The 25,679-nt window shown below is 61.2% G+C and carries 23 protein-coding genes; 15 read left to right on the top strand and 8 right to left on the bottom strand.

The features are described from left to right. Positions 1 to 120 precede the first annotated feature (120 nt). On the top strand, positions 121 to 681 hold the full coding sequence (locus DCO57_RS00870; RefSeq protein WP_116696965.1) for a type 1 glutamine amidotransferase domain-containing protein: 561 nt from the start codon (positions 121 to 123) through the stop codon (positions 679 to 681). Positions 682 to 758: 77 nt separating this feature from the next. On the opposite strand, the gene DCO57_RS00865 is transcribed toward DCO57_RS00870, so the two are convergent. Beyond that, the gene (locus DCO57_RS00865; protein WP_116696964.1) at positions 759 to 2,258 is read right to left on the bottom strand and encodes a leucyl aminopeptidase; all 1,500 of its coding nucleotides are present in this window, start codon (positions 2,256 to 2,258) and stop codon (positions 759 to 761) included. Positions 2,259 to 2,504: 246 nt separating this feature from the next. Here DCO57_RS00865 and lptF point away from each other — a divergent pair, with 246 nt between their 5' ends. The 6 genes from lptF to rsmA all read left to right on the top strand — a co-directional run bounded on the left by lptF (position 2,505) and on the right by rsmA (position 10,161). After that, a complete protein-coding gene (gene lptF, locus DCO57_RS00860) occupies positions 2,505 to 3,680 on the top strand; it encodes an LPS export ABC transporter permease LptF (RefSeq protein WP_116696963.1) in 1,176 nt (391 codons plus the stop codon). Then, a complete protein-coding gene (gene lptG, locus DCO57_RS00855) occupies positions 3,680 to 4,771 on the top strand; it encodes an LPS export ABC transporter permease LptG (protein WP_208977715.1) in 1,092 nt (363 codons plus the stop codon). The genes lptF and lptG overlap by 1 nt, the downstream gene beginning before the upstream one ends. 63 nt (positions 4,772 to 4,834) lie before the next feature. Then, complete coding sequence (locus DCO57_RS00850; protein ID WP_208977714.1) at positions 4,835 to 7,153, top strand: LPS-assembly protein LptD; 2,319 nt, start codon at positions 4,835 to 4,837, stop codon at positions 7,151 to 7,153. Positions 7,154 to 7,361: 208 nt separating this feature from the next. After that, positions 7,362 to 8,282 (top strand): peptidylprolyl isomerase, encoded by a 921-nt coding sequence (locus DCO57_RS00845; RefSeq protein WP_116696960.1) that lies wholly within the window; start codon positions 7,362 to 7,364, stop codon positions 8,280 to 8,282. Positions 8,283 to 8,288: 6 nt separating this feature from the next. After that, positions 8,289 to 9,308, top strand: coding sequence for a 4-hydroxythreonine-4-phosphate dehydrogenase PdxA (pdxA, locus tag DCO57_RS00840; RefSeq protein WP_116696959.1), 1,020 nt, complete (start codon positions 8,289 to 8,291; stop codon positions 9,306 to 9,308). 1 nt (position 9,309) lies between these two features. Next, a complete protein-coding gene (gene rsmA / locus DCO57_RS00835) occupies positions 9,310 to 10,161 on the top strand; it encodes a 16S rRNA (adenine(1518)-N(6)/adenine(1519)-N(6))-dimethyltransferase RsmA (RefSeq protein ID WP_116696958.1) in 852 nt (283 codons plus the stop codon). Between the two features lie 123 nt (positions 10,162 to 10,284). On the opposite strand, the gene gmk is transcribed toward rsmA, so the two are convergent. The 7 genes from gmk to fabD form a co-directional block, all read right to left on the bottom strand. Continuing rightward, a complete protein-coding gene (gmk, locus tag DCO57_RS00830) occupies positions 10,285 to 10,983 on the bottom strand; it encodes a guanylate kinase (protein WP_116696957.1) in 699 nt (232 codons plus the stop codon). A gap of 5 nt (positions 10,984 to 10,988) precedes the next feature. Further along, a complete protein-coding gene (locus DCO57_RS00825) occupies positions 10,989 to 11,882 on the bottom strand; it encodes a YicC/YloC family endoribonuclease (RefSeq protein WP_116696956.1) in 894 nt (297 codons plus the stop codon). Between the two features lie 57 nt (positions 11,883 to 11,939). Further along, the gene (mltG, locus tag DCO57_RS00820; RefSeq protein ID WP_208977713.1) at positions 11,940 to 12,962 is read right to left on the bottom strand and encodes an endolytic transglycosylase MltG; all 1,023 of its coding nucleotides are present in this window, start codon (positions 12,960 to 12,962) and stop codon (positions 11,940 to 11,942) included. Positions 12,963 to 13,298: 336 nt separating this feature from the next. After that, positions 13,299 to 14,564 (bottom strand): beta-ketoacyl-ACP synthase II, encoded by a 1,266-nt coding sequence (gene fabF / locus DCO57_RS00815; protein ID WP_116696954.1) that lies wholly within the window; start codon positions 14,562 to 14,564, stop codon positions 13,299 to 13,301. Between the two features lie 84 nt (positions 14,565 to 14,648). Next, complete coding sequence (locus DCO57_RS00810) at positions 14,649 to 14,882, bottom strand: acyl carrier protein (protein WP_008194310.1); 234 nt, start codon at positions 14,880 to 14,882, stop codon at positions 14,649 to 14,651. A 261-nt stretch (positions 14,883 to 15,143) separates the two neighbouring features. Continuing rightward, positions 15,144 to 15,881, bottom strand: a complete 738-nt coding sequence (gene fabG / locus DCO57_RS00805) for a 3-oxoacyl-[acyl-carrier-protein] reductase (protein ID WP_116696953.1) — start codon at positions 15,879 to 15,881, stop codon at positions 15,144 to 15,146. A gap of 87 nt (positions 15,882 to 15,968) precedes the next feature. Continuing rightward, positions 15,969 to 16,913 carry an ACP S-malonyltransferase gene (fabD, locus tag DCO57_RS00800; protein ID WP_116696952.1) on the bottom strand — a complete coding sequence of 315 codons (945 nt, stop codon included), beginning with the start codon at positions 16,911 to 16,913 and terminating at the stop codon, positions 15,969 to 15,971. Positions 16,914 to 17,468: 555 nt separating this feature from the next. Between fabD and rpsF the strand changes: the two genes are divergently transcribed. The 8 genes from rpsF to purF all read left to right on the top strand — a co-directional run bounded on the left by rpsF (position 17,469) and on the right by purF (position 25,675). Beyond that, complete coding sequence (gene rpsF / locus DCO57_RS00790; protein ID WP_116696950.1) at positions 17,469 to 17,897, top strand: 30S ribosomal protein S6; 429 nt, start codon at positions 17,469 to 17,471, stop codon at positions 17,895 to 17,897. Positions 17,898 to 17,903: 6 nt separating this feature from the next. Continuing rightward, positions 17,904 to 18,152 (top strand): 30S ribosomal protein S18, encoded by a 249-nt coding sequence (gene rpsR, locus DCO57_RS00785; RefSeq protein ID WP_068410465.1) that lies wholly within the window; start codon positions 17,904 to 17,906, stop codon positions 18,150 to 18,152. 114 nt (positions 18,153 to 18,266) lie between these two features. Beyond that, positions 18,267 to 18,866 carry a 50S ribosomal protein L9 gene (gene rplI / locus DCO57_RS00780; RefSeq protein WP_116696949.1) on the top strand — a complete coding sequence of 200 codons (600 nt, stop codon included), beginning with the start codon at positions 18,267 to 18,269 and terminating at the stop codon, positions 18,864 to 18,866. Positions 18,867 to 19,231: 365 nt separating this feature from the next. After that, the gene (locus DCO57_RS00775) at positions 19,232 to 20,716 is read left to right on the top strand and encodes a replicative DNA helicase (RefSeq protein WP_116696948.1); all 1,485 of its coding nucleotides are present in this window, start codon (positions 19,232 to 19,234) and stop codon (positions 20,714 to 20,716) included. A gap of 167 nt (positions 20,717 to 20,883) precedes the next feature. Beyond that, positions 20,884 to 22,026 carry an alanine racemase gene (gene alr / locus DCO57_RS00770; RefSeq protein ID WP_205756047.1) on the top strand — a complete coding sequence of 381 codons (1,143 nt, stop codon included), beginning with the start codon at positions 20,884 to 20,886 and terminating at the stop codon, positions 22,024 to 22,026. A 15-nt stretch (positions 22,027 to 22,041) separates the two neighbouring features. Then, positions 22,042 to 23,433, top strand: a complete 1,392-nt coding sequence (radA, locus tag DCO57_RS00765; RefSeq protein ID WP_116696947.1) for a DNA repair protein RadA — start codon at positions 22,042 to 22,044, stop codon at positions 23,431 to 23,433. A gap of 73 nt (positions 23,434 to 23,506) precedes the next feature. Then, positions 23,507 to 24,118, top strand: coding sequence for a CvpA family protein (locus DCO57_RS00760; protein ID WP_116696946.1), 612 nt, complete (start codon positions 23,507 to 23,509; stop codon positions 24,116 to 24,118). A gap of 84 nt (positions 24,119 to 24,202) precedes the next feature. Continuing rightward, positions 24,203 to 25,675: an amidophosphoribosyltransferase gene (purF, locus tag DCO57_RS00755; protein WP_116697313.1), complete on the top strand. Its 1,473-nt coding sequence runs from the start codon at positions 24,203 to 24,205 to the stop codon at positions 25,673 to 25,675. The last annotated feature ends 4 nt before the right edge of the window (positions 25,676 to 25,679 follow it).

Here is a 25,679-nt window from a genome sequence, read left to right as displayed (position 1 = left end):
GGGGAAGGCTCCCCTTATCGGTGCTTCCTCAAGGACCGAAGCGGACGTCCTGACTGCGAACCGCAAGGCTTATCCGGCCGCCCCCGATCCGGGACGACCGGACAAAACAGGAGATTTCAGATGCCGAAGATTACCGAAGCCAAAATCCTCATCATGGCGACACATGGATTTGAACAGTCGGAACTCGAGGTGCCGCTCAACGGCCTGCGCGAGAAGGGAGCGACCGTGGATGTCGCAACCCTTGACGGGAAGGCCATCAAGGGCTGGAAGGACAACGACTGGGGCGACGAATTCAGCGCCGATCTCAAGATCGCCGACGTGAAGGTGGACGACTACATCGCGCTGGTTCTGCCCGGCGGCCAGATGAATCCGGACATTCTTCGCACCGACAAGGAGACGGTGGCAAAGGTCAGGGAATTCGTTTCCGCCGACAAGATCGTCGCCGCCATCTGCCACGCCCCCTGGCTGCTGATCGAAGCCGGTGTGGTGAAAGGCAGGGAGATGACCTCCTACCATTCCATCCGCACGGACCTGAAGAACGCCGGCGCCAATGTGGTCGACAAGGAGGTCGCCATTTCCAACGGCATCATCACCAGTCGTTCTCCGGAGGATCTGGAAGCCTTCGTCGCCAAGATCGTCGAAGAGGTCAAGGAAGGCGAGCACCAGCGCAAGGTCGCCTGAGCGGCTCCTTCCACGATCAAGAAAAAGGGGCACGTCCAGCCGGACGCGCCCCCTTTTTTATCACGCCGGCCTGACGGTCAGCCTTCGTAGTGGTCGGCAACCAGCTGGTTGAGGAGACGCACGCCGTAGCCGGATGCCCAGCTCTGGCAGATGTCGTCTTTCGGAGCGCCGAAAGCTGTCCCGGCAATGTCCAGATGCGCCCAGGGCACATCATTGGCAAAGCGCTGCAGGAACTGCGCCGCAGTGATCGAGCCGGCCCAGCGGCCACCGGTGTTCTTCACATCCGCATTTGGCGTGTCGACCAGCTTGTCGTATTCCTTCGACAGCGGCAGCCGCCAGAGCGGTTCACCGCTTGTCCCGGCGGACGCCAGCAGCTTGTCGGCAAGATCGTCGTTGTTGGAGAACAGCCCGGCATTATGGTTGCCAAGCGCGACCAGGACAGCACCGGTGAGGGTCGCAAGGTCGATCATGATGGCCGGCTTGTATTTCTGCTGGGTGTACCAGAGCGCGTCGGCCAGCACGAGACGGCCTTCGGCGTCCGTGTTGAGGATCTCGATCGTCGTGCCGGACATGGCCGTGACGATGTCTCCGGGCCGCTGTGCATTGCCGTCGGGCATGTTTTCAACGAGACCGATGACGCCAATCACATTCGCCTTGGCCTTGCGGCCGGCGATGGCGTGCATGGCGCCGACCACCGCGGCCGCTCCCCCCATGTCCCCCTTCATATCTTCCATGCCTCCTGCCGGCTTGATGGAGATACCTCCGGTGTCGAAGACGACCCCCTTGCCGACCAGGGCAACGGGCGCGGCGCCCTTCTTGCCACCGTTCCAGCGCATGACCGCCAGACGCGGGGGACGGACCGAGCCCTGGGACACGCCGAGCAGCGCGGCCATCTTCAGCTTCTTCATTTCCTTTTCGCCAAGGACCTCGACCTCGACACCCAGCTTTTGAAGCTCTTCCGCCTTCTGCGCGAATTCGACCGGACCCAGAACATTGGCCGGTTCGTTCACCAGATCCCGCGCCAGAATCACGCCGTCGGCGATGGCCTCGGCGGTGCTCCAGGCTTTTCTGGCGCCCTTCGGATCCGCCACCGCGAGGGTAAGCTTGAGATCCCTGTCCTTGTCGTCGTCCTTCTTCTTCGATTTGTAGGCATCGAATGCATAGGAGCGCAATTTGGCACCCATCGCGAATTCGGCAGCCGCTTCCGCGGAAAGCTCCACGCCTTCCGGGGCCTCCAGAAGAACGGTCGCGCTGTCCGCTTTCGCCTTCTGAAGCTCGGCGAAGACCGCCCCGCCGAAGGCACGCCAGTCATCCTTGCTCAGGTCAGATGACTTGCCGAGGCCAAAGACGATCAGCCGGTCGAGACCGGATCCGGCCGGAGCAACCAGATCGAGGGTCGATTTCTTCTGCCCTTTGAAGCCTGCAATCCCGGCAGCGCGCTGCAGTCCGCTTTCGAGAGTGGAGGCGACCTCACCCGCAATCGTGCCCAGGGACAGGTCCTCTCCGGCCAGGATAACGGCCACGCCCTTCTTCGGAGCCTGTGCTTTTGAAAAGGCGATTTTTGCAAGTTTGATCATTCGTCGGTCCTATGTGTTCTGGAGTCATGTCCGGTACGGGAAAGGCGGTCGCGGCGTCAAACCGTCCCGACCCAGTGCGTGCGGTATCTCCAACAAATCATGGGGTTTCAGCAGCTTTTGGGCAAGTGGGATTAAATTTAATGCGGGTTAACCATTCTTATTCATGGGCCGTTCACTACATTCCGTGTTATTCGAAGCCAAGCTGACTTCAATCCGTCGTTACAAGGGACATGGTCCGGCACCTTCATGAAAACGCTCGAACGTTACATTGTCCGCCGGACTGCCTACGCCTTTACGCTGACGATTGCCGCGATGACGGGCGTCGTCTGGGCCACGCAGGCCCTGCGTCAGCTCGATCTGGTCACCTCCAAGGGGCAGACCATCGTCCAGTTCATCGGCATCACGATTCTCGCCCTGCCCTTCCTGATCGTGATCGTCGCACCTTTCGCGCTGATGATCGCTCTCATTCTGGTGCTCAACGCCCTGTCCGGCGACAGCGAGCTTATCGTGATCGACGCCAGCGGCGGTTCGCGCTTTCTGGTGCTCAAGCCCGTACTGCTTTTTTCAACGGTCGTCATGGTGCTGACAGCCAGCATGTCGCTCTATTTCGCACCGATGGGCCTTGCCCAGCTCAGGACGGAAATCACCCGGGTGCGGGCGGACCTTGTCGCCAATATCGTCAAGCCGGGACGCTTCATCACCGTCGAGAACGGCCTGACCTTCCATATCCGCAACCGGTCCGGCAAGGGCACGCTCGACGGCCTGCTGCTGCACGACACCCGGGATGAGGAAACCGCGTTCACCTATCAGGCGGATACCGGCCTGATCGTCGAAGCGGCAGACAGGACACTGCTGGTCATGCAGAATGGCACCATCCAGCGCCGCCCCAAGAAACAGGGCGATATTTCCATCGTCCGTTTCCAGTCCTACGCCTTCGACCTGTCCAACCTCATTCCCGAAGCCGGTGATCCGGTCTTCAAGGCGAGCGAGCGCACCACGGCCAACCTGATGTCGCCGGACCGGAACGATGCCTATGCGCTCAAGAACCCGGAAAAACTGACCGCGGAGCTGCACGAGCGTTTCAGCCAGCCACTGTACTGCCTTGCCTTCGGTCTGATTGTCTTCGCCTTTCTGGGCAAGGCCCGCACGACGCGCCACGGCCGGGGCATAGCGGTCTTCGGAGCGATTTGCGCCTGCGTCCTCCTGAGAACCACGGGATTCGGCGTCACGGCCATATCGGGCGGATCGACCGCGCTTCTGGGTCTGCTCTATGTGGTTCCCGCCGCCGGTGCCCTGCTTGCCCTTGCCTCGATCTTCCGCGAACAGCGCGGCGCGGAGCCCGAGTGGCTCAATGCCCTTCAAATGGCTATTCATGATCGGATCGAAGCCATGAACAACCGGCTGAAGGGAGGCGCGGCATAATGCTCGGCGGCACCCTTTCGGTCTATTTCTCCGGCCGTTTCCTGAAAGCGATTCTCGGCCTGCTGCTGTTTTCCGCCGTCCTGATCTATCTGTTCGACGTGCTCGAACTGGTGCGGCGCGGCGGTGACCGTGAAGGGTTCTCCGTTCTGCGGGTCGCGCTGATCTCCGCCCTGCGTGTGCCCCTCCTTCTGGAACAGGTCATACCCTTTACCGTTCTGTTCGGCTCCATTGCGGCCTTCGTCACGCTCAGTCGCGGCCTGGAACTGGTGGTCACACGGGCGTCTGGCATTTCCGTGTGGCAGTTTTCCCTGCCGGCGATCGTCGTGGGCATCGTGCTCGGCGTGCTTTCCATCACGGTCTACAATCCCGTCGCCGTCTGGTTTCAGCAGAAATCCGACGAAGTCGCGGCCGGCCTGTTCGGATCGGAGGAGAGCTTTCTTCTGCAGACTTCCAACGATGTCTGGGTGCGCCAGGACGGTCTGGACGGAGAATCGGTGCTGCTTGCCAAGAAGCTTCTGGACGGCGGAACCCGCCTGATCGGCGTGACGATCTTCACCTTCGACGAGGACGGAACCTTCCGGGAAAGGATCGAGGCCGACGAAGCCCGCCTGGGAGAGGAAATCTGGTACCTCGACAATGCGACCGTCTACACGACCGAGCGCGATCCACAAACTTATGGACGCTATGAGGTCAGCACCTTTCTGACCGCCACAGAGGTCCGGGAAAGCATCGGCTCGCCCGAATCGATTTCCTTCTGGAAACTGCCCCGCTTCATCGAACTGGCCAGAAATGCCGGGTTGCCCGCCTACCGATACAATCTGCAGTATCAGACCCTGCTGGCAAGACCGCTACTTTTGGTCGCCATGATTTTGATCGCAGCGGCAGTTTCCCTTAAAGTTTCGCGGTTTGGCGGATTGGGGAGCATGATTCTGGGTGGAATCCTTTCCGGGTTCGTGCTTTACGTTCTAACCGAGCTTGCCAAGGACTTCGGAGGTGCGGGTATCGTGCCTCCCACAGTGGCTGCGTGGGCGCCTGGAATATTTGGAGTACTAATGGGGTTGACGATTCTCTTGCATCAGGAAGACGGGTAAGGATCTATGTCTTTTCCGTTTTTCCTGAACACAGAGATTTTGTCCGCAAGGGGCAGACGGCTGGTGGCGACGGGTGCGTTTGCCATTGCAGCGTCCCTTTGCCATGGGTTCACGGTCCCGGTGCACGCCCAGGACCTGACGGCGGGTCTTGCCGGAGACCTGGACCCGGATGCCAATCTGCTGCTGGAATCCAGCGAGATCACCTATGATTTCGACCGTGACCTGATCGTCGCCAGGGGCGATGTGCAGGTCTATTACGACGGCAACACCGTGCAGGCGGAACAGATCATCTTCGATCGCAAGAGCGAGCAGCTCAAGGCGACGGGGAACGTCATCTTCATCGAGTCCAGCGGCAATATCGTGCGTACCGAAGAGATGACCCTGTCGGAAGATTTTTCCGAAGGTTTCGCCCGGGCGCTGCAGATCGATACGACCAAGCGCACGCGATTCCTGGCCGAACAGGCGCGCCGTGAAGGCGACAACATCACGACCATCGAGAACGGCGTCTATACGGTCTACACCAAGCCGACGACCCCACCGGACAAGCCGCCGCTCTGGCGGGTCAGGGCCGAGAAGATCATCCATAACCAGCAGGAAAAGATCATCCGGTTCGAAAATGCCGCCTTCGAGGTTTACGGCCAGCCGATCGCCTATATGCCCTATCTGTCCATGCCCGATCCGACGATCAAGAGGAAATCCGGTTTTCTCATGCCGAGCGGCATCGTTTCGGACAAGCTGGGCTACGGGGTAACCGTTCCCTATTACTGGGCGCTCGACCCGTATTATGACCTGACGACTACCCTTACGCCCCTGACCAAGCAAGGGCTTTTCGGAGACGTGGAATACCGTCACAGGTTCGAAGCCGGTGAGGTCAGCCTGTCCGCCGCCGGGCTGTTCCAGGCCAGTCCCGGAGAATTCTCGACCTCCAGGGCAGACGAGCGCTGGCGCGGTGCCATCAATTCGAAGGCCTCTTTCAGCCTGTCCCAGGACTGGACCCTCGGCTGGAATGTCACCTACAAGAGCGACCGGGCCTTCTTCCAGGACTATTCCTTCACCAGCTTCGGCGACAACAACGAAACCTCGGAAATCTATCTGGAAGGCAGGACAGACCGCAATGCGCTGACGATCCGGACCTATGCGTTCCAGATTTCCCAGGAGGACTATACGGACAGTGACTTCGACGCCGACGGGTTTTCCCCGGTCGGCAGCTCCCTGCAGGACAAGCAGCCGCTCGTGCTGCCCGTCATCGACTATGACTATGTTTTCGCCGATCCGATCCTGGCGGGCGAGCTTGCGCTGACGGCGAATTTCACTTCCCTCACCCGTGACGAAACCGATGCGTTTTCGATCGATGGCGGCACGACGGCGAAGTTCCGGGGCGTGGACGGAACGTTTTCGCGCCTGTCCGTGAAAGGCAACTGGCGCCGGACATTCATCGATCCGCTCGGCCAGTCCTTCACACCCTTCGCCTACATGCGCGGCGACCTGTTTTTTCTGGCCTCGCCCGATTCCGACGTGACCGCCCTGACCGGAGAGAGTTTCGTCGGGCGCGCCATGCCCGCCATCGGTCTGGAATACCGCTACCCGTTCATCGCCACATTCAATGGCGGCAACCAGATCCTTGAGCCGATTGCGCAGATCATTGCCCGCCCCAACGAACAGCGTATCGGGGAGCTGCCGAACGAAGATGCCCAGAGCATCGTCTTCGACACCACGACCCTGTTCGACTATGACAAGTTTTCCGGCTTCGACCGGGCCGAAGGCGGCACCCGTTTGAACGTCGGTCTGAACTACAAGCTGCAGCTGGACAGCGGTTATTACGTCAGCGGTCTGTTCGGTCGCTCCTACCATCTGGCCGGAGAAAACTCCTACGCGATTCCGGACATCCTGGGGGCAACCGAGGACTCCGGTCTTGCCACGAGCCTTTCCGACTATGTCGGCAGCCTCTATCTGGACACGCAATACGGCGTGAAGCTCGGAGCGCAGGCGCGCCTGGACAAGGACGACTTCTCGATCAACCGCCTTCAGGCCCAGGCCTCCGCCATTTACGGGCCGGTGGTGTCCTCTATTGCCTATGCCTACCTGGATGCCCAGCCCGATGTCGGTATCGACGATCCGCGCGAGGAACTCCTGGGCTCGGCGAGCCTGCGGCTGCAGGAGAACTGGCGTGTCTTCGGTTCGATGCGCTACGACCTGGAAAACAGCGACGTCGTTCAGGACGGCTTCGGGGTCGGTTATGACGACGAGGGCTTCTCCCTGTCCGTCTCCTACGCTGAAGACCGCAGCCGCAATGACGGCGACGAAGTCGACCGCACGCTCTATTTCCGCGTCGGTCTCAGGACGATCGGCAATACGCAGGTGTCCAGCGGCGCGCTGAACTAGTCCGCCGAACGCCGCCAGAGCAGTCCCGACAGTGCCGCGAAGTCATCATACCGCCATGAAATAAGGCATGATGCGCGGAAACTTTGAATTTGTAGCCGCGATATGCGACACAAATGATTACAGACACATCAGAACCTGAGGCGATTCCTTCAGACCGCCTCCGGTTCAGGTTTCGGTTTGGCCACGGGCCAGCACGGATGGTTAGGCAATGCGACTTCGTTTCGTCCCGGTTTTCTTCAGTCTTGCGCTTGCTCTTGCGCTCCCGTTCTCGGGAGCCGCACTGGCTGCGATCAAGGTCATCGTCAACGATGTTCCCATTACCGACTATGACATCACCCAGCGCGCGCGGCTGATCACCCTGACACAGCGGAAGTCGGCCTCGATTGCAAAGCGCGAGGCGGAACAGGAGCTGGTCGACGATCAGGTCAAGCTCGCCGAAGCCCAAAGGGTCGGTGTCGAGGTCAGCCAGTCAGAAGTCGACAACGCCTACAACAACATTGCCCGCAATGTGAAAATGTCCCCTTCCCAGCTGTCCAAGGCGCTGAGCAGCGGCGGTGTCAAACCGGACACACTCAAGAACCGCCTGAAGGCGCAGATCGCCTGGAACCAGGTCCTGAGCCGCCGGTTCAGCGGCAATATCGAAGTCGATGAATCCGATATCATCGCGGCGCTCAAGAAGACCGATGAGGAAGACCGGCAAAAGTCGGTCGAATACGATCTCAAGCGCGTGATCGTCGTCGTGCCGAAGAACTCCTCCGGCGGCTTCAAGTCCAAGCGCAAGCAGGAAAGCAACCAGATCCGCGCTGCCTTCAGCGGCTGCGACGACTCGGGCGCCATTCTGGGAAAATACAGCGAAGTGGTCGTCCAGCCGATCGGCCGCCGGCTTGAGACCGAACTGCCGAAAGGTCTGCGCACGGAAATCCAGAGCATGGAACCGGGCAAGCTGACCAAGCCGACCACGACTCCTGTCGGCTATGAAATGATCGCGCTTTGCGGCAAGCGGGAAATCGCCTCGGATATTGCCGTGCGCACGGAACTGGAAAATGAGCTGCGCGCCAAGGAGGGGGCAAGCCAGTCGCGCCGCTACCTCATGGAAATCCGTCGCCGCAGCACCATCATCTATCGTTAAGCCGACATGGGCACGCGGAAACAACCGATCGCCGTCACCATGGGGGAACCCGCCGGTATCGGGCCCGATCTGGTTCTTCTGGCCTGGGCCAACCGCAAGGCTCTGCAGCTGCCGCCATTCTATGTGCGTGGCGATGAAGCCCTCCTCGCCAGCCGGGCAAAGACGATCGACCTGAATATCCGCATCGAGAGCGTGTCGCCGGATCAGGCCAGCACCCATTTTCCAAAGTCGCTGCCAATCGTGCAGACCGGCCCGGCCCTGTCGGACCGGCCCGGTGTGGAACAGGCCGAAACCGCGCCATCGGTCGTCGCCTCCATCGAGGGCTGTGTTGAAGACATCCGCAACGGCCTTGCATCCGCGGTGGTGACCAATCCGATCAACAAGGCGGCACTCTACAGAACCGGATTTACCTATCCCGGTCATACGGAATTTCTCGGTGCCCTCGCCGAAAAACACTGGCCCGGCGCCCCGGCGACGCCGGTGATGATGATTGCCGGTCCGGAACTGATGGTCGTCCCGGTGACGATCCATATCGCAATCAAGGATGTTCCTGCGGCGCTGAACGAAGATCTCATTGTCGAAACCGCGAAAATCACGGCCAACGATCTGCGCACCCGTTTCGGATATACCAATCCGCGGCTGGCGCTCTGCGGCCTCAACCCGCATGCGGGAGAAGGCGGCACCATGGGCACGGAAGACCGCGATGTCATCGCTCCGGCGGTTGCACGGCTCAAGGCGGAAGGGATCGCGGCAACCGGCCCCCATTCCGCCGATACGCTGTTTCACCCCCAGGCGCGCAACACCTACGACTGCGTATTGGGCATGTATCACGATCAGGTGCTCATTCCGGCCAAGACAATCGGCTTCGACGAGGGCGTGAATGTCACCCTCGGGCTGCCGTTCGTGCGCACCTCCCCGGACCACGGCACCGCCTATGATCTGGCAGGCAGCGGTACGGCCCGCATCGACAGCTTCTCGTCCGCCGTGCGCATGGCGGATGCGCTTGCCCATCCCGATCAGGTGTAATGTGGCCCAGATAGATGATCTGCCACCGCTGCGCGACGTGATCGCGGCCCATGGCCTGGATGCGAAGAAATCCCTCGGCCAGAACTTTCTGCTCGACCTGAACCTGACATCGCGCATCGCCCGCTCGGCGGGCTCCCTGGAAGATTGCACGGTCCTGGAAATTGGTCCCGGCCCGGGCGGTCTCACGCGGGCGCTGCTGGCCGCTGGCGCCAGGAAGGTCGTGGCGGTCGAAAAGGACAGCCGATGCCTGCCCGCCCTTGCGGACATTTCGGCCCGGTATCCCGGCCGGCTGGACGTCATCGAAGGCGACGCTCTCAAGCTGGATCCCGTTGCCCTGACCGGTGGCGGCAACGTTCGTATCGCCGCCAATCTGCCCTATAATGTCGGCACGCAGCTTCTCCTCAACTGGATCACCACTGCGGACTGGCCGCCCTTCTGGTTGTCGCTGACACTGATGTTCCAGAAGGAAGTCGGCGAGCGGATCACTGCCCCGCCCGGCTCAAAGGCCTATGGCCGCCTCGGCGTGCTGGCCGGATGGCGGTGCAAGGGCGGAATCCTGTTCGACATCAGTCCAAAGGCCTTCACGCCGCCACCGAAAGTCACCTCGGCGGTCGTGCATCTGACCCCCGACCCGGCCCCCCTTCCCTGCGCATTGAACGCCCTGGAACGGATCACGGCCGCCGCCTTCGGCCAGCGCCGGAAGATGCTGCGGGCAAGCCTCAAGGCCCTGTCGCCCGAGGCCGAAGCAATGATCGTGGAGGCCGGCCTCGAGCCGACCGCGCGGGCGGAGGAAATCGACATCGCCGGATTCGTCGACCTCGCCAATGTTTTCAGGGCTGCCGGGGCGGTCTAGAGAATCTCGCGTTGAATAGACTTCAGGAAATCGCCCGAATGGGTTTGCGATGCAGACGCTGCCTCGGGCGTGTTTCAGGAACGCCTGCCTTTGACGGGCGGTCTGAAGCCGCGCGTGCCCGGATCAATCCGCCACTTCGCCCAGTTCCTTGTGGAGATCTTCGACCATCCCCTGAATAAGGGGGCCAATCTTCGGCGACCGGAATTGCTTCAGCCGCTCCGCCCGCAGGATTGCGCGAACGTTCTCGAAAGCGCGTTCCAGATCGTCGTTGACGACCACATAGTCGTATTCCCCCCAGTGGGACATTTCCTCGACCGCGGTCTTCATGCGCTTGGCGATCACTTCGTCGGTATCTTCCGCACGCCGGTGCAGACGGGATTTCATCTCGGCGATCGACGGCGGCAGAATGAAGATGGAGACCACGTCGGAACGCATTTTCTCGTAAAGCTGGAAAGTGCCCTGGATATCGATGTCGAAAAGGATGTCCCGGCCGTTCTCGATGGCGTTCTCCACAGGCGCCCGCGGCGTTGCATAATAATTGCCGTGAACCTCCGCCCATTCGAGCAGTTCGCCATGGTCGCGCATCTGCTCGAACCGCTTGGCATCCAGAAACTGGTAATGCACGCCATCGACTTCGCTGGAGCGGCGTGGTCTGCTGGTCACGGAAATGGACAATTCCAGATTGTCCTCCTTTTCCAGAAGCAGGCGGGCGATGGTCGATTTCCCGGCGCCCGAAGGGGACGACAGGACCAGCATCAGCCCGCGGCGCTGCTGCTCGGCCTCATCCGCACTGACAATGGTTCCGGTGCGCGCCTCGCTCATGTGGTCTACTCCAGGTTCTGTATCTGCTCACGCATTTGATCGATAACCGCTTTCAAATCCAGCCCGATGGCGGTCAATTCGACATCGTTGGACTTGGAACACAAGGTGTTGGCTTCGCGGTTGAATTCCTGCGCCAGGAAATCAAGCCGGCGGCCGATTGCCCCGCCCGTGTCCATCAGGTCGCGGACGGCGGCGACATGGGCATGCAGACGGTCGAGCTCTTCACGGATATCGGCCTTTGTCGCCAGCATCACCGCTTCCTGATGAAGGCGCTGAGAATCGAGCTGGCCATCGGCGGCGTCCATCAGCTCATGAACCTGCTTGTGCAATCTCGCCCTGATCGCCTCGGGACGGCGGGCGGGCAGGTCTTCGGCGGCCTGCGTCAGCTCTGCGATGGTGTCGATCTGCTTGCGCAGGATGCTGCTGATCGCCTTGCCTTCCGTATGGCGCATGTCGACAAGATCGATCAGGGCAGCATCCAGAGTGGTGAGCAGCGCGTTGTGCAGGGCGGCCTGCGCCTGCGGGTCCTCTTCCGGCTCCTTGAGTTCGAACACGCCTTTCTGGGACAGGATGCCGTCAAGTGACGGCGGCGCGAGATCGGGCACCCGGTTTTTCAGAAGGTCGATGGTGGAGAGCACCGCTTCGAGCGCTTTCTCATTCACCTGAAGCTGCAGCTCGGACTGATCCCGCTGCATGGCCAGGCCGATGGTGACATTGCCGCGCCTGAGAACCCTGGCGCAGCGATCCCTGATCTTCGGCTCGAGCGTTTCAAGTCCCGCCGGAATGCGAATGCGCAGATCCAGGGACTTGCCGTTGACGGACCTGAGTTCCCAGGTCCATCGGACCGGCCCCGCGTCCCCCGGCGCGCGCGCAAATCCCGTCATGCTGGCCAGTGCCATGAGCCCCCCTTGCGGACAAATCCGGCGCGAAATCCGCCTTGCATTGCAGCTATTCGATCAATTGGACGTTGCCGGCTGTGTCTGCTGGTTCCGTTCTGCCTCACGCTGCTCGCGTTCGATCCGGCGCCATTTCCGGACGTTTTCCTGATGCTGTTCATAGGTTTCGGCGAAAATGTGCCCGCCGGACCCGTCGGCAACAAAATAGAGATCCTGGGTCCGCGAGGGATTGGCAACGGCCTCCATGGCCGCCCGGCCGGGGTTGCCGATCGGTCCCGGCGGCAAACCGTCGATCTGATAGGTGTTGTATTTGTTTTCCGCCTTCAGCTCCGACTGCTTGATCGCAGACCGGTCCTTCTGCCAGGCCTCCCCGCCGTAAAGGCCGTAGAGAATGGTCGGATCGGACTGCAGGCGCATGTTCTTGTTCAGGCGGTTGACGAAGACGCCGGCCACGCGCGGCCGCTCATCGGCCAGTGCGGTTTCCTTTTCGACGATGGACGCCAGGATCACCAGCTCTTCCGGCGAAGCGACCGGAAGGTCCTGGGAGCGGCGCTCCCAGATCTCCGCCAGCAGCTTTTCCTGCGCGGCCTTCATCTGGTCCAGGACTTCCTGACGCGAGGTTCCGCGTGCAAAGGTGTAGGTCTCCGGCAGCAGGTCCCCTTCGGCGGGAATGTCCGTGATTTGCCCGGTCAGAACCGGATGCTCCCGGACCCGCTCGACGATCTGCGCGGTCGTCCAGCCTTCCGGTATGGTGACGGAATGCGTGACGGCATTGCCTTCGACCAGATCGGTCATGATCTGCTGCATGGACACGCCCGGAGCAAAGGCATATTCCCCGGCCTTCAGCCGGGTGGCATTCTTGTAGAAACGGATACCGAGATTGAAGATCCACTCATCGATCAGAGCGTCCGCAATCACGCCCTTGCTGGAAAGCCGGTCGGTGATGCCGGAGAGCCCGGCGCCGGAGGAAATCACCACCGTGGCGTCCTGGGCAAGCGGACCGGTTTCCTCGAACTTCTTCTTGCCGAAATACAGCGCACCGCCGAGCACGGCGAGACCGAACACGGCAAGCGTGATGATCAAGTTGATCAGAATAACCAATGGATTGCGAACGTGACGGGACCGCTGCGGCGGTCCTGGAGCCGGTTCCGGCTGCAATGCTTCACGCGGGCTTTTCGGCTTAATGCGCATATCTGCTCGCACCTCCAAAACTGAGCCCCGGATCCCTGAACCAGGCTCGAAACCAACCTGCTTTCATACGGGCTCACATGAAAGCGGAAAAGTTGATCGATTTTAAAATGTTAGAGCATGCTGACCGCTCTCTGGCGATCGAAGAATGCCCGAACATTCCGGCGGTCACAATCAACGTCTCGGGCCGCATCCCGGGAATCGGGGGCGGCCCGAGAGAACTTGAATGGGTTATGCGGCAACTTTGCGGAAGACAAGCGAGGCATTTGTGCCGCCGAAGCCGAAAGAGTTCGACAGGGCGACGTTGATGTCCATCTTTTTCGGCTTGTGCGGCACCAGGTCTATTTCGGTCTCGACCGACGGATCATCCAGATTGATGGTCGGCGGCGCCATGCCGTCACGGATGGCCAGGACCGAGAAGATGGCCTCGACTGCCCCGGCCGCACCCAGCAGGTGACCGATGGAGGATTTGGTCGACGACATGGTGAGGCCCGACGCATGTTCGCCGGCAAGCCGTGACACGGCCCCCAGTTCGATCTCGTCGCCCAGTGGTGTCGACGTGCCGTGCGCATTGACGTAGTCGACATCTGCCGGGGTGATCTCGGCCCGTTTCAGGGCCGCTTCCATGCAGCGATAGGCACCGTCGCCGTCGGAGGACGGTGCGGTGATGTGAAAAGCGTCGCCGGACAGACCATAGCCGATAACCTCGGCGTAGATGGTCGCGCCACGGCGCACGGCATGTTCATATTCTTCCAGAACCACAACGCCGGCGCCCTCGCCCATGACGAAGCCGTCACGGGCCTTGTCATAGGGGCGCGAGCCCTGCTCGGGACTGTCGTTGAATGCGGTGGACAGGGCCCGGCACGCGGCAAATCCGGCGAGTGCCAGACGGCACACCGGCGATTCGGTTCCACCTGCCACCATCACATCCGCATCGCCGAAGGCGATCAGACGGGACGCATCGCCAATGGCGTGCGCACCGGTGGAACAGGCGGTCACCACGGCGTGGTTCGGACCCTTGAGGCTGTGCCGGATGGAGACATAGCCACCGGCCAGATTGATGAGACGGCCGGGTATGAAAAACGGACTGATGCGCCGCGGGCCTTTTTCCGCCAGCAGATTCGCACCTTGTTCGATCCCCTGAAGCCCGCCGATTCCCGAACCGATCAGCACGCCGGAACGGGCCTGCTGCTCGTAGGTTTCCGCCTTGAATCCGGAGTCGGCCATTGCCTGATCGGCAGCAGCCATGGCGTAGATTATGAAGTCGTCGACCTTGCGCTGTTCCTTGACTTCCATCCAGTCGTCCGGATTGAACGCGCCTTCGTCGGAGGGGCCGCGCGGTATCTGACAGGCAATCTGACAGGCCAGATCGTCGACCTTGAAATTGCTTACCTTGTTGGCACCGCTTTTGCCTTCGAGGATCTTTTTCCACGTGACATCAACACCACTACCAAGCGGCGTCACCATGCCCACACCAGTTACGACAACTCGCCTCATAAACCTGCACTTGCGTTGGAAAGGCCAGGCGGGGAGAAACCCCGCCGGCGCCATCTTCAGATCATAACCAGGAAGGGCAAGCCCTTACTTGTTGGCTTCCAGGAACTTGACGGCGTCGCCAACAGTCAGGATGGTTTCTGCTGCGGTGTCCGGGATTTCCACGCCGAATTCTTCTTCAAACGCCATGACCAGTTCAACGGTGTCAAGGCTGTCTGCGCCCAGGTCATCGATAAAGCTTGCGCCTTCCACGACCTTTTCCGCATCCACACCGAGGTGCTCAACGACGATTTTCTTTACCCGATCCGCGATATCGCTCATCTTTTACTTCCTTAGTTTTCGTCTGTTCATCTCTGGCGAAACTGCCCCGGACCGGTTTCCAGGAAAGCGGTGGGAGGAGATCGCTGTCTACAAGATGCCTGCGCGCAGGCGGCGCGGAATTCCGAACACGGAATTTCAAACCTGACTGCGCAATTCGTAACAATCGGCGGGTTCGTAACACACTTTGTTGCCCTTTACCAGCCGGTCCAGACCGCATGGCAGCGGCCCGGATTCTTTTTGCCTGCTCGGCGAAACTTCCTTTTAAATCATAGCCATGCCGCCATTCACATGCAGCGTCTGACCGGTCACATAAGCGGCTTCGTCACTGGCAAGATAAAGCGCTGCGGCGGCAATCTCCGTCGATGTGCCCAAACGGCCCGCAGGGACATTCGCAAGAATCGATTCTTTTTGTTTGTCGTTCAGCGCCTCGGTCATCGCGGTTTCGATGAAACCCGGCGCGATGGTGTTGACCGTGATGTTGCGGCTGGCGACTTCGCGGGCGAGCGACTTGTACATTCCGATCATCCCGGCCTTGGCCGCCGCATAGTTGGCCTGCCCCGGATTTCCGGTGACGCCGACAACGGAGGTAATGCCGACGATACGGCCGGAACGGCGCTTCATCATGCCCTTGATCGCCGCCCGGCACAGATGAAAGCCGGAGGTCAGATTGACCTCCAGAACCTGATCCCATTCCTCATCCTTCATGCGCATGAAGATGTTGTCACGGGTAATGCCGGCATTGTTGACCAGTATGTCCACGGAGCCCATCTTTTCCTCCGCCGTGGCAAGCAGCGCTCCGACGGCCTCCCGGTCCGACAGGTTGGCGGGCGTGACGAAGGCGCGCGCGCCAAGATCCGCGGCAAGGGCTTCCAGCTTCTCCGCACGGGTCCCCGACAAAGAAACGGTTGCGCCCTGCGCATGAAGCACGCGCGCGATGGCTTCGCCGATCCCGCCGGTCGCACCGGTGACGAGAGCGTTTTTCCCTTCCAAGCTGAACATCTTGGGGTCCTTCCCTGTTCCTGAATGGGTCCCGCAGCGGGGCTTGAAGCCCGATGGCGGGAGATTAGAGCGTAAGGCCGCAGTCCGTTATCCGGAGATCTTTTCCAACAGGGCGTCGATATCTTCCGGCGTGTTGACGGCAAGACCGGTAGCTTCCTTGTGAATGCGTCTGACCATGCCGGTCAGCACCTTGCCGGTTCCGACCTCGACAAATGTGTCGACGCCGTTCTGCGCAAGCCAGGTGATGCTTTCGCGCCAGCGCACGGTGCCGGTCACCTGATCCACGAGCCGCCCCCGGATTTCGCCCGGATCGGTAATCGGACCGGCGATGACATTGGCCACCAGCGGAACCACCGGGGTGCGGATTTCCGCATTGGCGAGCGCTTCGGCCATCTTGTCGGCGGCAGGCGCCATCAGCGCGCAGTGGAACGGCGCGCTGACCGGAAGCAGCACGGCGCGGCGGGCCCCCTTGGCCTTGGCAATCTCGATGGCGCGTTCGACAGCGGCCACGTGACCGGAGACGACCACCTGGCCCGGTGCATTGTCGTTGGCCGCCTGGCAGACTTCGCCCTGGGCCGCAGCCGCGGCAACTTCCACCACAACGTCGAAATCCAGCCCCAGAAGAGCAGCCATTGCCCCCTGGCCGACCGGAACAGCGTTCTGCATTGCGTCACCGCGCACGCGCAGCAACCGCGCGGCGGTCGCGATGTCGAGACTGCCGGCAGCCGCGAGTGCGGAGTATTCTCCCAGAGAATGCCCGGCAACATAGGCAGCGCTGGCGGACAGATCGAAGCCTCTGGATTCCAGGACGCGCATGGTGGCAAGGCTGACAGCCATGAGCGCCGGCTGGGCATTGGCCGTCAGCGTCAGCGCATCCTCAGGCCCGCTCCACATGATTTCGGAGAGCTTCTGATTGAGCGCTTCATCCACTTCGTCGAAGACGGCTTTCGCTTCCGGGTAGGTATCGGCAAGGATCTTGCCCATACCGACACTCTGGCTCCCCTGTCCGGGAAAGGTGAATGCGATGGTCATCTGGAAAACGCCTCCGTGACACGTGTGAAATCCCCGCCCTAGGGCAAAAGATCTTCGGCTTCGATTGAAAGCGGCGCAGCGAACCGCTCGGGGCCGCATGTCGAACTTGGCGCGAGGCTATGATACGCTCTTGCCCGGACTGTCAAGGCCCAGCGTTCAATCAATTGCAAATTCAAGCCCTTTTACGCGGTTTCCACGCCGCCTGCATCCAAAAACCGGCATTCCCGCTTCCATGCTTATATGAGACCCCGACACACACTGTCCTGCAAAAGCGCGCTTCCGGGCCGCATTCCGGCAAAAGGCAGCGCTCAGATCAGTGCACAGCGGTTCCCTGGTTATTTGGCCGATTGCGCTTGCATTTTCCCTGAAACGGAGTATAGAGCGCGCTTCATCCGGGGTATGGCCGGGGGCTGAACGGAAGGGCTTTGAGCCAGGATCCCTGAAAAGATCCGACTTCCCGTGTTCCCGCTCTCGTTAGAATTCTCGTGCCTTTCCGAAGCTGCGAGGAGGCTCTGCGCCAGCCCTGCGTTGTCAACACGAAGAAAGGCTTGTTTCATGCCTCTTTACGAGCACGTATTCCTGGCACGCCAGGACGTTTCGGCCCAGCAGGTCGAACAACTCGTCGAACAGTACAAGGGCCTCATCGAAGGCGCTGGCGGTACTGTCGGCAAGGTAGAGACCTGGGGTCTGCGATCCCTCGCCTACCGTATCAAGAAGAACCGCAAGGCTCATTACACCCTGATGAACATCGACGCTCCGCATGCAGCGGTTGCCGAGATGGAACGCCAGATGGGTCTGAGCGAAGATATCCTGCGTTTCATGACCTTCCGCGTCGACGAACTGGACGAAGAACCGTCCGCGATGATGCAGAAGCGTGACCGTGACGACCGCCGTGGCGGTCGCGGTGACGGACCTCGTGACAGAGGTGATCGTGGCGACCGCCCGGGTGGCAGCCGTCCTCCGCGCCGTGCAGAAGGGGAGTAATTGATCATGGTTGATGTTGCACAGCTTCCGAGCCGCCGTCCTTTCTTCCGTCGCCGGAAGACCTGCCCGTTCTCCGGTTCCAACGCACCGAAGATCGACTACAAGGACATCCGTCTCCTGCAGCGCTACATTTCCGAGCGCGGCAAGATCGTTCCGAGCCGCATCACCGCGGTTTCTGCGAGAAAGCAGCGTGAACTGGCCCGTGCGATCAAGCGCGCCCGCCTGCTCGGCCTGCTGCCTTTCCTGATCAGCTAAGCATCTCCCGTCTCTGGAGACGCCTTCTCCCGGATCTTTCCGGGAGACCCGAATTGGGGCCGCGGGCAAACGGCCTCTAACCACCGCCAACGGTGGGACAGTCGGAGAAATACAATGCAAGTTATCCTTCTTGAGCGTATCGCCAAACTCGGCCAGATGGGCGACACCGTGCGCGTTCGCGACGGCTACGCCCGTAACTTCCTTCTGCCGCAGGGCAAGGCGCTGCGCGCCAACAAGGCCAACCTGGAGCGTTTCCAGAACGAGCGTGCGCAGCTTGAAGCCCGGAACCTGGAGCGCAAGAGCGAAGCCGAGGCCGTTGCTTCCAAGCTCGACGGTGAAAGCCTGACCATGATCCGCTCTGCCGGTGAAACCGGTCAGCTCTATGGTTCGGTTTCCACACGCGATATTGCCGATGGCCTGACCGCCGAAGGCTTCAGCGTTGCCCGCAGCCAGGTCGAACTGCGCAACCCGATCAAGACGATCGGTCTGCACAGCGTCCTGATCCGGCTCCACCCGGAAGTTGAAGTCTCCGTGACGATCAACGTCGCCCGCTCCGCGGACGAGGCAATCCGCCAGGCTGCCGGTGAGGATCTGACCACTCCGGAAATGGACGTCTTCGAATTTGAAGAAGAAGAAGAAGACGAAACCGAGGCCGAAGGCGATGACGACGCCGCCGAGGCCGTCGAAGAAACTGTCGGCGACAAGGAAGAGTAATCTCTTCACTTATCGGACCCGGCTAAATTTGAACGGCGCTGCCTGCAGCGCCGTTTTTATTTTGCCGGCAACTTTTCCTCCCCGTCCGGCACCCGGGCTAATCCGGGAATTTCAATCTCCGCCGCAAGGCATTGAAACCCATGGCTAATCCTTAACCGTCTATTCATCACTCCAAAAATATCTGCAATTTCAATAGCTAAGACCTAGCGCCTTGAGTCCACAACGGCCTTTCGAGTCAAGCGGGATTCGATTCTATCCCCGCTGATCTGTGGATGTCAGCGTGAATCAGAAAGAGCACTTTTTGAACCTTGAGCCTGTTACCGTCTGAGGGTATTCCGAAAGAAATCGGGTCATCGGGGGACGAAATGAACGGCAAACTGAAGAAGGTCGAAACGGAAGAGGATATCCAGCGCCTCGCCCCGCACAACGCGGAGGCGGAACGGCAGCTTCTGGGTGCGATCCTGGTGAACAACGAGACGTTCTACCGGGTCTCCGACTTTCTCGAGCCGCACCATTTTTTCGTTCCGCCCCACCAGGATGTCTACGAAAAGATTTCCCATCTCATCCGGGCAGGCAAGACCGCGTCTCCGGTCACGCTGAAGACATTCTATCCGGCCTCCGCGAAGATCGCCGACCTGTCGGCCACCCAGTTTCTGCTGCGCCTTGCCGGCGACGCGGCGTCGATCATCAATGCGGAGGATTACGGCCGCGCGATCTATGATCTGGCCATCCGCCGCAACCTGATCCGCATCGGCGAGGACATGGTCAACATCGCCTATGATGCGCCGATCGACGTGCCGCCGACCCAGCAGATTGACGACGCCGAGCGCCGACTGTTCGAGCTGGCAGAAACCGGCCGCACCGAAGGCGGCTTCGTCTCATTCAGCGACGCCTTGTCGGAAACCATCGAGATGGCCCATGCCGCCTACAACCGCGAAGGTGCGCTCTCCGGCATCTCCACGGGCCTGCGCGAACTCGACCGGCTGATGGGCGGGCTGCAGTCCTCGGATCTGATCGTTCTGGCCGGGCGGCCCGCCATGGGCAAGACCTCGCTGGCAACCAATATCGCCTATAATATCGCCCAGTCCTACAAGGCGGAAGAACGGCCCGACGGCAGCCTGGAGACCGTCAACGGTGGCGTGGTCGGCTTTTTCTCGCTGGAAATGTCCGCCGAACAGCTCGCAACGCGTATCATTTCCGAGCAGGCGGAAATCTCGTCGTCCAAGATCCGGCGCGGCGATATCACCGAGGCCGAATTCGAAAAGCTGGCGGCCTGCGCCCAGACCATGCAGACGGTACCTTTGCATGTTGACCAGACCGGTGGCATTTCCATCGCTGCACTTGTGTCCAAGGCAAGGCGGCTGAAGCGCCAGCGCGGGCTCGACCTGCTGGTGGTCGACTATATTCAGCTGCTCTCCGGCTCCGCCAAGAACTCCGGCAACCGGGTTCAGGAAATCACCGAAATCACGACGAACCTGAAGGCGCTGGCCAAGGAACTCAACGTTCCCATCATCGCCCTGTCCCAGCTCTCCAGACAGGTGGAATCGCGCGATGACAAGCGGCCGATGATGTCGGATCTGCGTGAATCGGGCTCGATCGAGCAGGACGCCGACGTGATCCTGTTCGTTTATCGCGAGGAATATTACCTTTCCAAGACCGAACCGGAAATCGGCTCTCCGGAATATGCGGCCTGGGAAGCCAAGCACGATGCGGCCAAGGGCAAGGCGGAAGTGATCATCGCCAAGCAGCGTCACGGACCGACCGGTACGGCTTATCTGCACTTCCAGGGCGAATTCACCCGCTTCTCCGATCTGGCCGAGGACGAGCACCTGCCCGAGCGCTACGAATAGGATACCGCCGACAGGATACGCATCGTCCCCGCGGCGCGTTGAAAAAAGGACCGCGCGCTCAAAGGCCGCGGCCGGCTTGTTTTCGGAATTGGCGAAGTCCCCGTTTCTTGCGATAAACTCCACAGCGATTCAACGTCATCCCGCCTGACTGGAGCAGCATTCCTACCGTGTCCATCCCAGAACCTCCCCCCTTCCCCTCCGACCTGTACGGCGGACGCCTGACCATCGATCTGGAAGCCCTTGCGGCGAACTGGACCGAATTGAACGGCAAGGTGGACAGCCGGACCGAATGTGCCGCGGCCATCAAGGCGGATGCCTATGGTCTGGGCCAGGAGCGGGCCGGACAGGCGCTGTTCGAAGCAGGATGCAGAACGTTCTTTGTCGCGGTCGCGACCGAGGCGATCGCCTTGCGCGCGCAGCTGCCGCAGGCGGTCATATATGTTCTCAACGGCCTTTTTCCGGGAACCGAGGATCATTTTGTCCGGCACCATATCCGACCCGTTCTGGGTTCGTTTTGCGAACTTCGCGACTGGGCGCACATCTGCAAGGCCGCCGGGCAAAACCTCCCGGCCGCGGTCCATGTCGACACGGGCATTCACCGTCTCGGCCTGTCCCCGGCCGAATTTTCGGCCGCGATGGCCGACAGCGACCTGCTCGGGCCGTTTGTCCCGTCGCTGGTCATGAGTCATCTGGCCTGCGGTTCAGTCCCCGCCCATCCGATGAACCGGCGACAGCTCGACCTCTTCCGCGAGATCACGGCTCCCTTCCCGCAGATCCCGCGCTCCCTGGCAAATTCCGCCGGCATTCTGATGGGCTCCGACTTTCATTTCGATCTCGTCCGGCCGGGCATCGCGCTCTATGGCGGGCAGGCAATCGATACCCAGGCCAATACCATGCGGCCGGTGGCCAGGGTCGAAGCACGCATCATGCTCGTGCGCGATGTGCCCGAGGGTGATACCATCGGCTACGGCGCCCGCCAGACGGCCACACGCCCCCTCAGGAACGCCGTGGTCTCGGCCGGCTACGCCGACGGCATGCTGCGCCGTGCCAGCTCCTCGGACGAACGGCCCGGCGGCTTTGCCATGATCGGCGGTTACAGAGCCCCCATCCTGGGCTGCATTTCCATGGACATGATCACCCTTGATGTGACCGATGTGCCTCAGGAGCTTCTCCAAAGGGGCGCCCTTGTGGAAATGCTGGGACCGAATGTTGCGGCTTCGGATCTTGCGGCTTATGCGGAGACCATCGATTACGAATATCTGACAAGTCTCGGGCGGCGCTTCGAACGTGTCTACGCCCCTCTTACCTGATCGGAGCTACGGTTCATGGCCCGGCGGCCCTCGTCCTATGTCTGTCAATCCTGCGGGGCGGTTTCCGCCAAGTGGGCCGGACGCTGCGAATCCTGCGGTGAATGGAACAGTATCGTCGAAGAGCAGACGGGCGGCGGGATCGGCGGCGGGCCGGGCCGGGCCGCGCGTAGCAAGGGCCGGGTCATTCCGCTGGTCGGACTGACCGGAGATGCCAAGGAAGCCGCGCGCATCAGGACGGAAGTGCCCGAGCTCGACCGGGTGACCGGAGGCGGGTTCGTTCGAGGCTCGGCGCTGCTGGTGGGTGGCGATCCGGGAATCGGCAAATCCACGCTGCTGATCCAGGCCGCGGCCCAGCTTGCCAGCCTGGGACACAAGACTGTCTATATCTCCGGCGAAGAGGCCGTCGGCCAGGTGCGGCTCCGGGCCGAAAGGCTCGGCCTTGCGGAGGCTCCCGTCTCGCTTGCGGCCGAAACAAGCGTCGAGGACATTCTGGCGACGCTCGAATCCGATACCGCCCCTGCCCTGCTGATCCTGGATTCCGTCCAGACACTATGGACGGACAAGGTCGAGTCGCCACCGGGCACGGTCACCCAGGTGCGCGCCTCGGCGCAGGCCATGGTGCGGTATGCCAAGAAGAACGGCACGACCATGGTGCTCGTCGGCCATGTGACCAAGGACGGCCAGATCGCCGGCCCGCGGGTGGTCGAGCACATGGTGGATGCGGTGCTCTATTTCGAGGGCGACGGGGCGCACCAGTATCGTATCCTGCGCTCGGTCAAGAACCGCTTCGGCGCCACGGATGAAATCGGCGTCTTCGAAATGACCGGCAAGGGCCTTGTGGAAGTTCCCAACCCGTCGGCCCTGTTTCTGGGCGACCGGAACTCCAGCGCCCCGGGAGCGGCGGTGTTCGCCGGCCTGGAAGGCTCGCGCCCGCTGCTGATCGAGATCCAGGCTCTGGTGGCCCAGTCGTCCCTGGGGACGCCCCGCCGGGCGGTGATCGGCTGGGACAGCGCACGCCTGTCGATGATCCTGGCGGTGCTGGAAGCCCGCTGCGGCGTCCGCTTTTCCCAGCACGATGTCTACCTGAATGTCGCCGGCGGCCTGAAAATCAACGAGCCGGGAGCCGATCTTGCCGTGGCGGCCGCCCTGATCTCTTCACTCAGCGGACTTGCCCTTCCGGCCAATTGCGTCTATTTCGGCGAAGTCAGTCTGTCCGGGGCCATCCGGCCGGTGGCCCAGGCCCAATCCAGACTGAAGGAAGCGGAGAAACTCGGCTTCGATCAGGCCTATTGCCCGGAAGGCAATCTGAAGGACAGCACGTCGTCCTTCCGGACGACCGGATTGGCGGAACTTGGGGACTTTGTCGCCAAACTCTCGGTCGAGGCTGGTACCTCGGGGGAAAGTTGACGCATGATGGACACGAGTTCGAACTGAAGGTTTCCGCTCGCGATCGAGCGCCAGAAGAGGATTTTTCAGGAACATGCCGATAACGCTGCTGGACGGACTGCTCTTGGTCATCATGTTCATTTCGGCGGTCCTCGCGATGATCCGCGGATTTGTCCGGGAAGTGCTTTCCATTGTCTCCTGGGTTGCGGCGGCGGCAGCGGCCTTTCTGCTCTACGAGCGGGTGCTCCCCTATGCGAAACAATATATACCGCACGATCTGGTCGCCATCGGCGTATCTGCCGCAGCCGTCTTTCTGGTCACGCTGATCGTCGTGAGCTATATCACCATGAGGATCTCCGATTTCGTGCTGGACAGCCGCATCGGAGCCCTGGACCGGACACTGGGCTTTGTCTTCGGTGCCGTGCGCGGACTGCTTCTGGTCGTGGTGGCGATGATGTTCTTCAACTGGTTTGTCCAGCCCGAGCAACAGCCCGGCTGGGTGCTGAATGCCAAATCGCGGCCAATTCTCCTGTCCATCGGCGAGCGTGTGGTCGCCGTGCTTCCGGAAGATCCGGAAAAGGCAATCCTTGACAAGATCCGCGAAAACAACCTGAGTGGCAGCACCACTGCCACGCCGGCTGAAGAACCGGCCTACAGCGATACCGAGCGCCAGGGACTTGAACAACTGACGACGGACAGTAATTGACGCGGTCAGGCAGCGCGTCCGGGAATGCTGAAAATCTGATCTAGGCCGTCCCTCCCCGCCGGCCGGAACGAAGGAGTGTTCGCCATGAACGGCGGAGCCGACTTGCATGAACCGTTTGACATCAATGATGACACGCTGCGCGAAGAGTGCGGCGTGTTTGGCATTCTGGGTCACGAGGATGCCAGCGCCCTGACAGCCCTCGGCCTGCATGCCCTTCAGCACAGGGGCCAGGAAGCGGCCGGGATCGTTACCTACGACAACGAGCAGTTCCGGGCGGAACGGCATCTCGGGCTCGTGGGGGATCATTTCTCCGACGCGGAGACGATCGGCCGCCTGAGCGGCATGGCCGCCGTCGGGCACGTGCGGTATTCCACAACCGGCGAGACGATCCTGCGCAACGTCCAGCCCCTGTTCGCCGAACTTGACGGCGGCGGCATCGCCGTATGCCACAACGGCAATTTCACCAATGCCCTCACCTTGCGCCGGCAATTGATCCGCGACGGGGCGATCTGCCAGTCGACCTCGGATTCGGAAGTCGTTCTCCAGCTCGTCGCCCGCTCCCGCAAGAACAAGATCGTCGACCGTTTCATCGAGGCGATCAACCAGATGGAAGGCGCCTTTTCGCTGGTCGCCCTGACGGCCAAGAAACTGATCGGCGCACGCGATCCGCTCGGGATCCGGCCGCTGGTTCTGGGAGATCTCAACGGCGCCCCGATCCTGGCCTCCGAGACCTGCGCACTCGACATCATCGGCGCGAAATTCATCCGCGAAGTCGAGAACGGCGAGGTTATCGTCTGTTCCCCGACCGGTATCGAATCCTTCTTCCCGTTCGGCAAGCACACCGCCCGGCCGTGCATTTTCGAATACATCTATTTCTCGCGCCCCGATTCCATCGTCGGCGGCCGCAGCGTCTATGACGTGCGCCGGGAAATGGGCAGGCAACTTGCCCGGGAAACCCAGGTGGCCGCGGATGTCATCGTCCCGGTGCCCGACAGCGGTGTTCCTGCCGCCATCGGCTATAGTCAGGAAAGCGGCGTGCCCTTCGAACTGGGCATTATCCGCAACCACTATGTCGGGCGCACATTCATCGAGCCGACCCAGCAGATCCGTGCACTCGGCGTGAAGATGAAACATTCGGCCAACCGCGCTCAGATCGAAGGCAAACGTGTCGTGCTCGTCGACGACAGTCTGGTGCGCGGCACCACATCCGTCAAAATCGTTCAGATGATGCGCGACGCCGGAGCCAAAGAAGTGCACTTCCGGCTGGCCAGTCCGCCGATCCGCTATTCCGATTATTACGGCATCGACACGCCCGTGCGCGAAAAGCTGCTGGCCGCCAAATACGGCCTGGAGGAAATGCGCGCCTATATCGGTGCCGATACGCTGGCCTTCCTGTCCGTGGACGGCATCTACAAGGCCATGGGCTATGAGGGCCGCGACAATGAGAACCCGCAGTTCACCGATCACTGCTTCACCGGAGACTATCCGACACCGCTGACGGATCTTTCCGGAGAGCAGGACTTCATCCGTCCGCCGCGACTGGTGGAAGTCGGCTAGGGCG

Source organism: Labrenzia sp. 011 (assembly GCF_003075075.1).
In the GTDB taxonomy this organism is placed as follows: Bacteria; Pseudomonadota; Alphaproteobacteria; order Rhizobiales; family Stappiaceae; genus Roseibium.
This window is presented reverse-complemented; position numbering and strand designations above follow the sequence as displayed.